The organism is Streptomyces sp. NPDC048353, assembly GCF_055587165.1.
Map to the genome: position 1 here is coordinate 908,364 of NZ_JBVJGU010000002.1, position 12,165 is coordinate 920,528.

Genomic DNA, 12,165 nt, shown 5'->3' on the forward strand with positions numbered 1-12,165 from the left:
GGTCACCGACCGGGGCGCCCCCTTCCGCGTACAAGGCTCCGTGCAGCGTCCGTACGAGCTCGTACGGACGCTCCGGATAAGGCCGCGGGCAGCCCCAGGGATCAGGACTCGAACGTCGCCGCCAGGGCGTCGGCCAGACCCGGCACCAGATCGGCACCCGTCAGCACCTCGTTCGGCGAGTCCTTCTCGCGGAGCCGGATCGCCGCCTCGCGCGCGCCGTCCCGCAGGACCGCCACCGTCATCCGGACCTCCTGGCGGTCCGGGTGGCGCGCCACCCACCTGCCCAGGCCGGCCTCGTCGAGACCGTCCGGCACGGACGCCTCGGCCGACGGCGGCAGCATCAGCCGCTCCACGGTCAGCGCGCAGCCCGCCACCGCGTCGGGCCAGGCGATCGTGCCGAGGAACTCGTCGAGGGGCTTGCCGGCCGGCAGCTCCTCCTGCTCGATCGGGGTGTAGGCGGCTGCCGCGCCGTCCTGGAGGCCCAGCTGGGAGGCGAGTCCCGGCTCCTGGGCACGCAGTCGGGCGGTGTCGACCAGGGCGAAGAGCCGGGCCGGACGGTCCCAGCCGAGGCCGGAGGCGTACTCGTCGATCTCGAGCACCGCGCGGGTGAGGGGGCTGGCGGCCATGGGGGTGCCGGAGGGGGAAACATTGGACATGGATGACATCCTGCCTCCTCCTGCCCCGAAGACGGGAACTAGGTAAAGCCTCAGTAAGTTGCACCAGTGGGCTCTACGATCGCGGGGCCTGCTTATCGACGCATCAACCTCGAGGGGCGCACGTTGGCTTTCCAGATGCCGGACCGCGGAGGCGGCGGCCCGTCCGGGCCAAGGATCAGAGTCGGTCGGCCGTCCCGGCGGGCCCGCACCCTGCTCATGACGTTGGGCGTGCTGGCCGTTCTGGCCATGGCGTTCGTCATGTTCGCCGGGTTCTGGACGGACTGGCTGTGGTACCGCTCGGTCCAGTACTCGTCCGTCTTCACCACCACCCTGTGGACCAAGGTCGGACTGTTCCTGGTCTTCGGGCTGCTCATGAGCGTCGTCGTCGGCCTGAACATCTGGCTGGCGCACCGCCTGCGGCCCCCGCTGAGCGCGATGTCGATGGAGCAGCAGAGCCTCGACCGGTACCGCATGGGGCTTGCCCCGTACAAGAAGTGGGTGCTCCTCGCGATCTCGGCCCTGATCGGCCTGATCTCCGGAGCCTCCGCCTCCGGGCAGTGGCGCACGTGGCTGATGTGGGTCAACGGCGTGCCGTTCGGCCAGAAGGACCCGCAGTTCGGCCTGGACGTGGCGTTCTACGCCTTCGACCTGCCCTGGTACCGCTTCCTGCTCGCCTTCGGCTTCGCCGCCGCCGTGCTGTCGCTCGTCGCCGCCGCGCTGACGCACTACCTGTACGGCGGACTGCGCGTCACCAGCCCCGGCGCCCGCGCCACGGCCCACGCGACCGGCCACCTGTCGGTCCTGCTCGGCGTCTTCGTGACACTGAAGGCCGTGGCGTACTGGCTCGACCGGTACGGCCTCGCCGTGAAGTCCAGCGACTTCAAGGCGGCGGGCAACTGGACGGGCCTGCGCTACGTCGACGCCAACGCCTACCTGCCGGCGAAGACGATCCTGTTCTGCATCGCGGTGATCTGTGCCCTGCTGTTCTTCGCGACGCTCTGGCGGCGCACCTGGCAGCTGCCGGTGATCGGCTTCGGTCTGATGGTGCTCTCGGCGATCCTGATCGGCGGCCTGTACCCGGCCATCGTGCAGAAGTTCCAGGTCCAGCCGAACGAGCAGGCCAAGGAAGCGGCGTACATCCAGAAGAACATCGACGCCACCCGCAAGGCGTACGCCATCGACGGCACGAAGCCGGAGAACTACTCCGGCAAGTCGACCGTCAAGAACAAGAACCAGCTCCGCACGGACGCCGACACGGCGGCCAGCTACCGTGTCCTCGACCCGAACATCGTGTCGCCGACGTTCCAGCAGCTGGAGCAGAAGCGGAAGTACTACCAGTTCCCGACCACCCTCGACATCGACCGCTACGCCGGTCAGGACACCGTCGTGGGCCTTCGTGAGCTCAACATCAAGGGCATCCCGAAGCGGAACTGGATCAACGACCACTTCACGTACACCCACGGCTACGGCGCGATCATGGCCGCGGGCACGCAGACGGACGCCAACGGCTCCCCGATCTTCACCGAGGCCGGCCTGCCGACCACGGGCAAGCTCGGCCCGTACCAGCAGCGGATCTACTACGGCGAGAAGACCGACCAGTACTCGATCGTCGGCGGCCCGCAGAAGGAGCTGGACTACGAGGACAACGGCGAGAAGACCACCAGCTACGACGGCAAGAGCGGGGTCGACCTCTCCAGCACCTTCAACCGCGCCGCCTACGCGGTCGCCTTCAGCGAGCCGCAGATCCTCTACTCCGGGGCCATCGGCGAGGGCTCGCGGGTCCTCTACAACCGCACGCCCAAGGAGCGCGTCGAGGCGGTCGCCCCGTGGCTGACCATCGATGGTGACGCCTACCCGGCCGTCGTCGACGGCCGGATCCAGTGGATCGTCGACGCCTACACGACCACCAACGGCTACCCGTACGCCTCGCGCACCACGCTCGGGGAGACCACGGCCGACGCGCTGACGGTCGGCAACCAGCAGCGCGCGGTGGTCGCCCAGCAGAACCAGGTCAACTACATCCGCAACTCGGTGAAGGCCACCGTCGACGCCTACGACGGCTCGGTGACCCTCTACCAGTGGGACACCAAGGACCCGGTCCTGAAGACCTGGATGAAGGCGTTCCCGGACACCGTGGAGCCGCGCTCGGCGATCAAGCCGAGCCTCATGCAGCACCTGCGCTACCCCCAGGACATGTTCAAGGTCCAGCGGGAGCTGCTCACGCGGTACCACGTCACCAACCCGGCGCAGTTCTACAGCGGCTCGGACGCCTGGCAGGTGCCGGACGACCCGACCAACAAGGACGGCAACGCGGTCCCGCCGTACTACCTGAGCATGAAGATGCCCGGGGACACGCAGCAGCGGTTCTCGCTCACGACGACGTTCACCCCGAACGGGCGGCCCAACCTGGGCGGCTTCATGGCGGTCGACGCCGACGCGCGCAGCAAGGACTACGGCCGCATAAATCTGCTGAGGGTGACCTCCGACGTCCCGGGCCCCGCCCAGGTGCAGAGCAAGCTCAACGGCCTCCCGGACGTGGCCCAGTTCGTCCGGGACATGAAGGGCGCCGACTCCGACATCCAGTACGGCAACCTGCTGACCGTGCCGCTGGACGGAGGCTTCCTCTACGTCGAGCCGGTGTACGCCCAGGGCCGCAACGCGCTCTATCCGCTGCTGAAGAAGGTCGCGGTGTCGTACGTGGACGCCGACCAGCCGGCCGGTGACACCACCAAGGACACCACGGTGTTCGAGAACAACCTCACCGAGGCGCTGAACAAGGTGTTCGGAGTCGACGGTGTGGCACCGCCGCAGCCCGAGCAGCCGGGCACGACCCCGCCGACGACGCCGAGCACGAACGACGCGGCCCTCAAGCAGGCCATCGCCGACGCGCAGAAGGCGTACGACGACGGTGAGGCCGCGCTTCAGAAGGGTGACTGGGTGGCGTACGGCAAGGCGCAGGACGCCCTGCAGCAGGCGCTCGAGAGGGCGGCGGAAGCCGGGGCCAAGCTGAAGTCGGAACAGCCGGCGGATCAGAAGCCCGCCGGCCAGAAGCCGGCCGACCAGAAGCCCGCGGACCAGAAGCCGGCCGGCAACGCCCCCAAGCCGGGGACGACCCCGTCCAGCAGCGCGAGCCCGCCGAGCGGCTGAGAGGCCTGGTCAGGCACCACCCCCGCGTCGTGATACCTTAAAGACACAACGACGCGGGGTGGAGCAGCTCGGTAGCTCGCTGGGCTCATAACCCAGAGGTCGCAGGTTCAAATCCTGTCCCCGCTACTGAAGACGAGGGCCCGGATCCATCAGGATCCGGGCCCTCGTCGTGTTCCGTCAGGCGTACCGCGCGGCCCGTGAAGTGGGGGAGAGTGAGGGCGAGTTGGGGTGAAACGTGTTTGACTTGTCTCTCTGTGGGCATGTCGACAAAACGCTGAAGTGACCTCACTGGCTGCGGTATACCAGGTGTACGCGCGTTGCGGGTGGTGCGACGATGGGATTTATGGGGGACAGGGCAACTCTGTTGGAGACAGGGCGGTTTGTGCAGCGGCATACCAAGAACGCCGCGGATGACATCATCGAGGCGGCGGTGGCCGCCGATGCGACCGTCGACACCACCGCCGAGACCGAGACGGAGACCGAGGCACGCCACCGGCGCGCCGCCGAGAGCGGCGACGCCGCCTCGATGAGCGTGCTCGGCGCGCTGCTGCTGCGCCGGGGGGACCTGGACGGCGCCGAGCCGTATCTGCGCGGCGCCACCGCCGAGGGGGACCGCGCCGCCGCGAACAACCTGGGCGTGCTGCTGCACCAGCGGGGGTACGCCGACGAGGCCGCCGGATGGTGGCGGGTCGCCGCCGTCGCGGGCTCCGCGCCCGCCGCCCACGCGCTCGGCCGCCACCACCGGGAGCGAGGCGACGAGCCGGCCGCCGAGTACTGGCTGCGCCAGTCCGCCGAACAGGGCCACGCCCTGGGCGCGTACGCCCTCGCCGACCTCCTGGAGCACCGCAGCGACGTCGGGGCCGAGCGCTGGCTGCGGTCCGCCGCCGAGCGCGGCCACCGCGAGGCGGCCTACCGGCTGGCCCGCACCCTGGAGCGCCGCGCCGCGGAGGCGGCCGCCGGCCCCGCCACCACGGGAGCGGCGACGGCCCCGCACGGCATCGGCGCGGCCACGGCCGACGACCTCTCCACCGGCGCCGGCAGGAGCGCGGGTGCGAGCGCCGGCACGGGCGCGGGGACGGGCCCCGGGGCCGCCGGTCAGCCCGGAGGCGACCTGGCCGAGGCCGAGCAGTGGTTCCGCCAGGCCGCCGCGCGCGGACACCGGCGGGCCGCGCTGCACCTGGGCGCGATCCTGGAGAAGCGCGGCGAGTTGAAGGAGGCCGGCCGCTGGTACCTCAGCTCGGCCAAGGAGGGCGAGGCCAAGGCGGCCTGCGCGCTCGGCTTCCTGCTGCGGGACGCCGGGGACGAGGAGAGCGCCGCCGTCTGGTGGCTGCGCGCCGCCCAGGACGGCGACGGCAATGCCGCCAACGCCCTGGGCGCCCTGCACGCGGCCCGGGGCGAGCAGCAGACCGCCGAGCGCTGGTACCGCGCCGCCATGGACGCCGGGGACGTCAACGGGGCGTACAACCTCGGGCTGCTCTGCGCCGCCCAGGACCGCAACCAGCAGGCCGAGCAGTGGTACCGCCGGGCCGCCTACGCCGGGCACCGCGAGGCCGCGAACGCCCTCGCGGTGCTGCTCCTCCAGGCCGGTGACGCGGGCGGCGCCGAGCCCTGGTTCTCCAAGGCCGCCGAGGCCGGCAGCGTCGACGCCGCCTTCAACCTCGGCATCCTCTACGCGGGTCGCGACGACGACCGTACGGCCCTGAGCTGGTACGAGCGCGCCGCCGCCGCGGGGCATACCGAGGCCGCCCTCCAGGTCGGCATCGCCTGCCTGCGCGACGGCGACGAGCAGTCCGCCGAGCGGCACCTGCGGTGCGCAGCGGGCGGCGGCAGCGCCGAGGCCGCCTTCCGGCTCGCGACGGTCCTCGACGCGCGCCGGCCCGAGCCGGGGCCGCCCGCCCTGGGCGCCTCCCGCGAGGAGAAGAGCGAGTGCGAGGAGTGGTACGAGCGCGCCGCCCAGCAGGGTCACCGCCGGGCCCAGGTGCGGGTCGGCATGCTCGCCGCCGGGCGCGGCGACGTGGCCGAGGCCGCGCACTGGTACCGGGAGGCCGCGGAGGCGGGCAGCCGTAACGGCGCGTTCAACCTCGGCCTGCTCCTGGCCCGCGAGGGCAGCGAGCGGGAGGCCGCCCTCTGGTGGGCCCGCGCGGCCCGCGCCGGCCACGGCCGCGCCGCCCTGCGGCTCGCGCTCCTCGCGGCCCGCCGCGGCGAGCTGACGGAGGGGCGGCGCTGGTGCGCCCACGCCGTGGAGCTCGGCCCCGCCGAGGTCGCGGAACGGGCCGCCCGGCTGAGCGAGGCGCTGCACCAGGAGCTGACCGCCTGACCGGCTCCCGGCCGCGCCGGAAGCGATTTGCGCTGGTGGAGGGCGTCCCGTAAGGTTGGGTTCACCGACGCGGGGTGGAGCAGCTCGGTAGCTCGCTGGGCTCATAACCCAGAGGTCGCAGGTTCAAATCCTGTCCCCGCTACTCAGTAGCAACGAAGGCCCGGATCCAGTCACTGGATCCGGGCCTTCGTCGTATGCCCCCGGGCGGCAGCGGAGGCGGGCCGGACGCCGGAGGACGCGAAGGCCCCCGACCGGAGTCGGGGGCCTGGGTGCGCGTGGCGCGAAAGGTGTGCGCGGTGCGAAGGAGTGCGGGGGTCAGGCGGAGGCGGCGCAGTTCGGGCAGATGCCCCGGTACGTGACCTCGACGTCCGAGATCGTGAAACCGAAGCGCTCGGTGTCGGGGAGGTCCGCCAGCGGGTTGCCCGCCGGGTGCACGTCACGGATCGCGCCGCAGCGGCCGCAGACCAGGTGCTGGTGCGGACGGTGCGCGTTCGGGTCGTACCGCTTGGCGCGGCCGTCCGTCGCGACCTCCATCACCTCGCCGAGCGTGACCATCTCGCCCAGCGTGTTGTAGACGGTCGCCCGCGAGATCTCCGGAAGCCTCTCCACGGCGCGCGCGTGGACTTCGTCGGCGGTCAGGTGGACATGGTCCCCATTGAGGACCTCGGCGACGACACGCCGCTGCGCGGTCATCCGCCAGCCGCGGCCGCGCAGTCGTTCCAACAGGTCACTCATGAGGACCAGCCTAACAGTCGGGGGAGCGTCTCCCGAACGGGTGTGACTTTGGAAGTTCACTTGACTTAGACAATGTCTATCGTAGGATCGAACTCGGCATTGGCCAAGTGGTCCGTCCCCGGGCGTGTGATCGGGGGGCCCGACGGCCGAGGGACAGGACTCGCAGTAAATGACGCAGGAGGCGCACGTGACGCAGGGACCGCTCACTACGGAGGCCGGGGCTCCGGTCGCCGACAACCAGAACAGCGAGACGGCGGGCGCCGGCGGTCCCGTCCTCGTCCAGGACCAGCTCCTCCTCGAGAAGCTCGCCCACTTCAACCGCGAGCGCATCCCGGAGCGCGTGGTCCACGCGCGCGGTGCGGGCGCCTACGGCACCTTCACCCTCACCCGTGACGTCTCGCAGTGGACGCGTGCCAAGTTCCTCTCCGAGGTCGGCAAGGAGACCGAGACCTTCCTGCGCTTCTCCACCGTCGCCGGCAACCTCGGCGCGGCCGACGCGGTCCGCGACCCGCGCGGCTGGGCGCTGAAGTTCTACACCGAAGAGGGCAACTACGACCTCGTCGGCAACAACACCCCGGTGTTCTTCATCAAGGACGCCATCAAGTTCCCCGACTTCATCCACACCCAGAAGCGCGACCCGTACACGGGCTCGCAGGAGGCGGACAACGTCTGGGACTTCTGGGGCCTCTCCCCGGAGTCGACCCACCAGGTGACCTGGCTCTTCGGCGACCGTGGCATCCCCGCCTCGTACCGCCACATGAACGGCTACGGCTCGCACACGTTCCAGTGGAACAACGAGGCCGGCGAGGTCTTCTGGGTCAAGTACCACTTCAAGACCGACCAGGGCATCAAGAACCTCACGACCGACGAGGCCGTCCGCCTCTCCGGCGTGGACCCGGACAGCCACCAGCGCGACCTGCGCGAGGCCATCGAGCGCGGTGACTTCCCGACCTGGACCGTGCAGGTGCAGATCATGCCCGCGGCCGAGGCGGAGAACTACCGCTTCAACCCGTTCGACCTCACCAAGGTGTGGCCGCACGACGACTACCCGCCGATCGAGATCGGCAAGCTGGAGCTCAACCGCAACCCGGAGAACATCTTCGCCGAGGTCGAGCAGTCGATCTTCAGCCCCGCGCACTTCGTGCCGGGCATCGGCCCCTCCCCGGACAAGATGCTCCAGGGCCGTCTCTTCGCGTACGGCGACGCCCACCGCTACCGCGTCGGCATCAACGCCGACCACCTGCCGGTGAACCGCCCGCACGCCACCGAGGCGCGGACGAACTCCCGTGACGGCTTCCTGTACGACGGCCGCCACAAGGGCGCGAAGAACTACGAGCCGAACTCCTTCGGCGGCCCGCACCAGATCGACCGCCCGCTGTGGCAGTCGGTGCCGGTGACGGGCGTGACCGGCGACCACGCGGCGCCGATCCACTCCGAGGACAACGACTTCGTCCAGGCGGGCAACCTCTACCGCCTGATGTCCGAGGACGAGAAGGGCCGCCTCGTCGACAACCTGGCGGGCTTCATCGCCAAGGTGTCGCGCGACGACATCGCCGAGCGCGCGATCAACAACTTCCGTCAGGCGGACGGTGACTTCGGCAAGCGGCTCGAGGCCGCTGTCCAGGCCCTGCGCGGCTGAGGACGCTTGTCGTAGGTAGGGAAAGGGCCGGACTCCCCGTAAGGGGGAGTCCGGCCCTTTCGCGTGCGCTGTGCGTCCCGGCCGGCGGGCTGCCCGAGCCGACCGGCGGTGCCTCAGCCGGTCAGCGAGTGGGTGCGCCGGTGGGCCGGGATCCAGCACCGGATGATGTCGCGCACCGAGACGATGCCGACCGGCCCGGCGCCGTCGAGCACCACCAGGTGGCGGAAGCCGCCGTGCGTCATGGCCTCCGCGGCCTCCTCCAGGGTCCAGGTGGGTGCGGCGAAGACGACGTTGTTCGTGGTGTGGGCGCCCGCGGTCTCGTGGTCGGGATCCTGGTCCGCGCCGATCGAGTTGAGGATGTCGCGCTCGGTGAGAATGCCGAGGCCGCTGGTGTCGGTGTCCAGAACGATGGCCGCACCGACGCGGCGGGCCGACATCAGTCGGGCCGCCTGCCGGAGGGTGTGCGCGGGTCCGATGGTCAGGACCACGGTGCTCATGGCGTCACGGACGAGCATGAAAGGAGCCACCTCCTCGGTGAATCGTTCCCGCCTCAACGAGAACGGATTCACAAGTTCACAAGTGGGGGGACTCTCAGAGTTGCATCGGGTGACCTTCGCGACAAGGGGGCGCGCACGGCGCCCGTGGGGGGCGCCCGAAGCGATCACATGACGGGATGACGGCCCGGAGCGTTCGCGGGCAACGGCCCGGCAGCCGCCCGGACTCAGTCCTTCTGGTTCAGATAGCTCAACAGCTCGCCGTGCAGCAGCCCGTTCGAGGCCGCCGCGTTCCCGCTGTGCGGGCCGTGCCGGCCATCCAGGCCGGTGAAGGTGCCCCCGGCCTCCTGCACCACGATCGCGGTGGCCGCCATGTCCCACAGGGACAGCTCCGGCTCCGCGCAGAGGTCCACGGCCCCTTCGGCGACCATCATGTACGGCCAGAAGTCGCCGTACGCCCGTGTCCGCCAGCACGCGCGCGTGAGGTCCAGGAAACCGTCCAGCCGCCCGCGCTCCTCCCAACCGCTCAGCGAGGAGTACGCGAACGACGCGTCCGACAGCTCGCCGACCTTCGAGACGTGGATCCGGGTGGCGGAGGTCAGGCTGCGGCCGGTGAACGCGCCCGCGCCCTTCGCGGCCCACCAGCGGCGGCCGAGCGCCGGGGCCGAGACCACGCCCACCACCGGCTGGAAACCGGAGTCCCCGGCCTCCATCAGGGAGATCAGCGTCGCCCAGACCGGCACGCCCCGGACGTAGTTCTTGGTGCCGTCGATCGGGTCGATCACCCAGCGGCGGGGGCCCGAGCCCTCCACGCCGTACTCCTCGCCGAGGATCGCGTCCCGCGGCCGGGCCCGCTGCAACTGACCGCGGATCAGCTCCTCGGCCGCCTTGTCCGCCTCGCTCACCGGCGTCATGTCCGGCTTGGTCTCGACCTTCAGGTCGAGCGCCTTGAAGCGGTCCATGGTGGCCGCGTCGGCGGCATCCGCGAGGACATGGGCGAGACGCAGATCATCGTGGTAATCGGCCATGGTCGAAACTCTATCCCCCGGAGACACACGGGCCCACGACAGGCCTTGACAGTGCGTGGTCGCCCGTCAACCCTGAGCGCAGAACCGTTCTGGCCCGGAGGCGACGATGCCTACTGCCCGTGAGGCCCTGCTCGACGCCGCCCTCGCGGCGCTCGGGGGGCTGCCCTGGTCCGCGGTCCGGATGGTCGACGTCGCCTCCGCCGCGGGCGTCTCCCGGCAGACGCTCTACAACGAGTTCGGCAGCAAGGAGGGCCTGGCCCGGGCCCTGGTGCGCCGCGAGGCCGACGCGTACGTCCGGGGTGTCGAGCGGCTGCTCTCCGCCCCGGCCGCGCCGGAGCGGAACCTCGCCGCCGTCGCGGAGTGGACCGTCGGCGTGGCCCGCGCCCGTCCGCTGCTGCGCGCGCTCCTCACCGGCTGCTGGAGCGAGCGGCTTCCCGCGCCCCGCCCGGCGCGCGCCCGCGCCCGCGCCGCCGGCCTCCCGGTGCAGCGGCGCGCCGACGCGGGCCCGCCGTCGCCGGCCGAGCTGCTCGGCCAGGCCCGGGACCTGGCCGCCGCCGCCCTGCTCGCGGCGCACCGGACCGAGGACGAGGCGGAGGCGTCGCGCCTGTGCGAGATCGTGCTGCGCCTGACGCTGTCGTGTGTCGTCGCGCCGCCGGACCCGGCCGATCCGGTGCGGTTGGTCCGCGAGGAGCTGGCGAGGATGCGGGTGCGGCAGTCGCTCAGTGCGTCGAACCCGAGAGCTGGAGACCGATGACGCCGCAGATCACCAGCGTGATCGAGATGATCTTGAGGACGGAGACGACGTCCCCCAGGAAGACCATGCCGTAGATCGCGGTGCCGGTCGCGCCGATCCCCGTCCACACGGCGTACGCCGGACCGACGTCGAGCTTCTTCAGGGAGAGCGTGAGCAGTCCGAAACTGGCCAGCGCGAAGACCGCGAAGGCGACGGTCGGCCAGAGGCGGGTGAAGCCGTGCGACAGCTTCAGGCAGACCGCGAACCCCGTCTCCAGGATTCCGGCGATGAACACCAGCAGCCACGCCATCCTCAGTGCCTCCCACGCCGTCGGTGACTGCTTCGTCCCACTCGGTGCGATTATGCACTTACCAGCGGCAACCGAACGCAAACGTGCGCGACTCAGTCACCCTCGCGTCGCTCCCGGGTGGCGAGCAGCCGTCTCAGTGAGTACAGCCGGGCCGGATCGGCGTGCCCCTCGGCCGCCCACGCGTCCAGCGCGCAGTCCGGTTCGTCGTGGCTGCAGGCCCGCGGACAGTTCTCCGTGCCCGGTACGAGATCGGGGAAGGCGAGGATCACCCGGGAGGGGTCGACGTGGTGCAGGCCGAAGGAGCGCACGCCCGGGGTGTCGATCACCCAGCCGCCGGACGGGTCGTTCAGGGGGAGCGCCAGCGCCGAGGTGGTCGTGTGCCGGCCCCGGCCGGTGACGGCGTTGACATGGCCGGTCGAGCGCCGTCTGTCCTCCGGGACCAGGGCGTTGACCAGCGTCGTCTTCCCGACCCCCGAGTGCCCGACGAACGCGGTGGTCCGCCCCTTGAGGTGCTCGTGGACCCGCTCCGCGGCGACCCCGTCGACGAACTCGTCGCGGGTGGTCACGATGTACGGCACGCCCAGCGCGCCGTACATCTCCAGCAACTCGTCCGGCTTGGCCAGGTCCGATTTGGTCAGGACGAGGAGCGGGGTGAGCCCGCCGTCGTACGCGGCGACCAGGCACCGGTCGATCAGTCGCGGGCGCGGCTCGGGGTCGGCGAGCGCGGTGACGATCGCCAGCTGGTCGGCGTTGGCGACCACCACCCGCTCGAACGGATCGTCGTCGTCGGCCGTTCGGCGGAGCACGGAGCTGCGCTCACCGATCCGGACGATCCGGGCCAGCGTGTCCTTCTCGCCCGTCAGGTCGCCCACCAGGGAGACCCGGTCCCCGACCACCGCGGCCTTGCGGCCCAGCTCGCGGGCCTTCATGGCCAGAATGACCCGGTCGTCCACCAGGCAGGTGAGCCGGCCCCGGTCCACGGTGAGGACCATGCCCTCGACGGCGTCCTCGTGCTTCGGGCGGATGTTCGTGCGGGGACGGTTGCCCTTGCGGTTGGGCCGCTGGCGGATGTCGTCCTCGTCGGTGTTCTTGCCGTAACGCCGCAT

The 12,165-nt window shown here is 71.1% G+C and carries 10 protein-coding genes and 2 tRNA genes; 6 read left to right on the plus strand and 6 right to left on the minus strand.

The genetic code is table 11. From position 1 onward, the window contains the following. Positions 1 to 101: 101 nt before the first annotated feature. The gene (locus ACZ6RC_RS09535; RefSeq protein ID WP_469580428.1) at positions 102 to 656 is read right to left on the minus strand and encodes a PPA1309 family protein; all 555 of its coding nucleotides are present in this window, start codon (positions 654 to 656) and stop codon (positions 102 to 104) included. A gap of 135 nt (positions 657 to 791) precedes the next feature. On the opposite strand from ACZ6RC_RS09535, the gene ACZ6RC_RS09540 reads away from it, so the two are divergent. The 4 genes from ACZ6RC_RS09540 to ACZ6RC_RS09555 all read left to right on the plus strand — a co-directional run bounded on the left by ACZ6RC_RS09540 (position 792) and on the right by ACZ6RC_RS09555 (position 6,262). After that, positions 792 to 3,803, plus strand: coding sequence for a UPF0182 family membrane protein (locus ACZ6RC_RS09540; protein WP_469580430.1), 3,012 nt, complete (start codon positions 792 to 794; stop codon positions 3,801 to 3,803). A gap of 52 nt (positions 3,804 to 3,855) precedes the next feature. After that, positions 3,856 to 3,929: transfer RNA gene (locus tag ACZ6RC_RS09545), tRNA-Met, on the plus strand. A 208-nt stretch (positions 3,930 to 4,137) separates the two neighbouring features. Continuing rightward, positions 4,138 to 6,120 carry an SEL1-like repeat protein gene (locus ACZ6RC_RS09550; protein WP_453613627.1) on the plus strand — a complete coding sequence of 661 codons (1,983 nt, stop codon included), beginning with the start codon at positions 4,138 to 4,140 and terminating at the stop codon, positions 6,118 to 6,120. 68 nt (positions 6,121 to 6,188) lie between these two features. Further along, positions 6,189 to 6,262: transfer RNA gene (locus tag ACZ6RC_RS09555), tRNA-Met, on the plus strand. Between the two features lie 173 nt (positions 6,263 to 6,435). Here ACZ6RC_RS09555 and ACZ6RC_RS09560 read toward each other — a convergent pair. Beyond that, complete coding sequence (locus ACZ6RC_RS09560; RefSeq protein ID WP_391139316.1) at positions 6,436 to 6,855, minus strand: Fur family transcriptional regulator; 420 nt, start codon at positions 6,853 to 6,855, stop codon at positions 6,436 to 6,438. 169 nt (positions 6,856 to 7,024) lie between these two features. On the opposite strand from ACZ6RC_RS09560, the gene ACZ6RC_RS09565 reads away from it, so the two are divergent. After that, positions 7,025 to 8,494, plus strand: coding sequence for a catalase (locus ACZ6RC_RS09565; RefSeq protein ID WP_391139315.1), 1,470 nt, complete (start codon positions 7,025 to 7,027; stop codon positions 8,492 to 8,494). A gap of 113 nt (positions 8,495 to 8,607) precedes the next feature. On the opposite strand, the gene ACZ6RC_RS09570 is transcribed toward ACZ6RC_RS09565, so the two are convergent. Together ACZ6RC_RS09570 and hisN are read right to left on the minus strand one after the other, a co-directional pair. Further along, positions 8,608 to 9,009, minus strand: a complete 402-nt coding sequence (locus ACZ6RC_RS09570) for a CBS domain-containing protein (RefSeq protein ID WP_391139314.1) — start codon at positions 9,007 to 9,009, stop codon at positions 8,608 to 8,610. A 206-nt stretch (positions 9,010 to 9,215) separates the two neighbouring features. Further along, entirely contained in the window at positions 9,216 to 10,016 is an 801-nt protein-coding gene (gene hisN / locus ACZ6RC_RS09575) for a histidinol-phosphatase (protein WP_391139313.1), read from the minus strand. 106 nt (positions 10,017 to 10,122) lie between these two features. Between hisN and ACZ6RC_RS09580 the strand changes: the two genes are divergently transcribed. Further along, positions 10,123 to 10,770, plus strand: a complete 648-nt coding sequence (locus tag ACZ6RC_RS09580) for a TetR/AcrR family transcriptional regulator (protein ID WP_469580436.1) — start codon at positions 10,123 to 10,125, stop codon at positions 10,768 to 10,770. Here the strand turns inward: ACZ6RC_RS09580 and ACZ6RC_RS09585 are convergent. Together ACZ6RC_RS09585 and rsgA are read right to left on the minus strand one after the other, a co-directional pair. Then, positions 10,736 to 11,059 (minus strand): DMT family transporter, encoded by a 324-nt coding sequence (locus ACZ6RC_RS09585; RefSeq protein WP_391139311.1) that lies wholly within the window; start codon positions 11,057 to 11,059, stop codon positions 10,736 to 10,738. The genes ACZ6RC_RS09580 and ACZ6RC_RS09585 overlap by 35 nt on opposite strands. A gap of 92 nt (positions 11,060 to 11,151) precedes the next feature. Then, complete coding sequence (gene rsgA / locus ACZ6RC_RS09590) at positions 11,152 to 12,165, minus strand: ribosome small subunit-dependent GTPase A (protein ID WP_391139310.1); 1,014 nt, start codon at positions 12,163 to 12,165, stop codon at positions 11,152 to 11,154.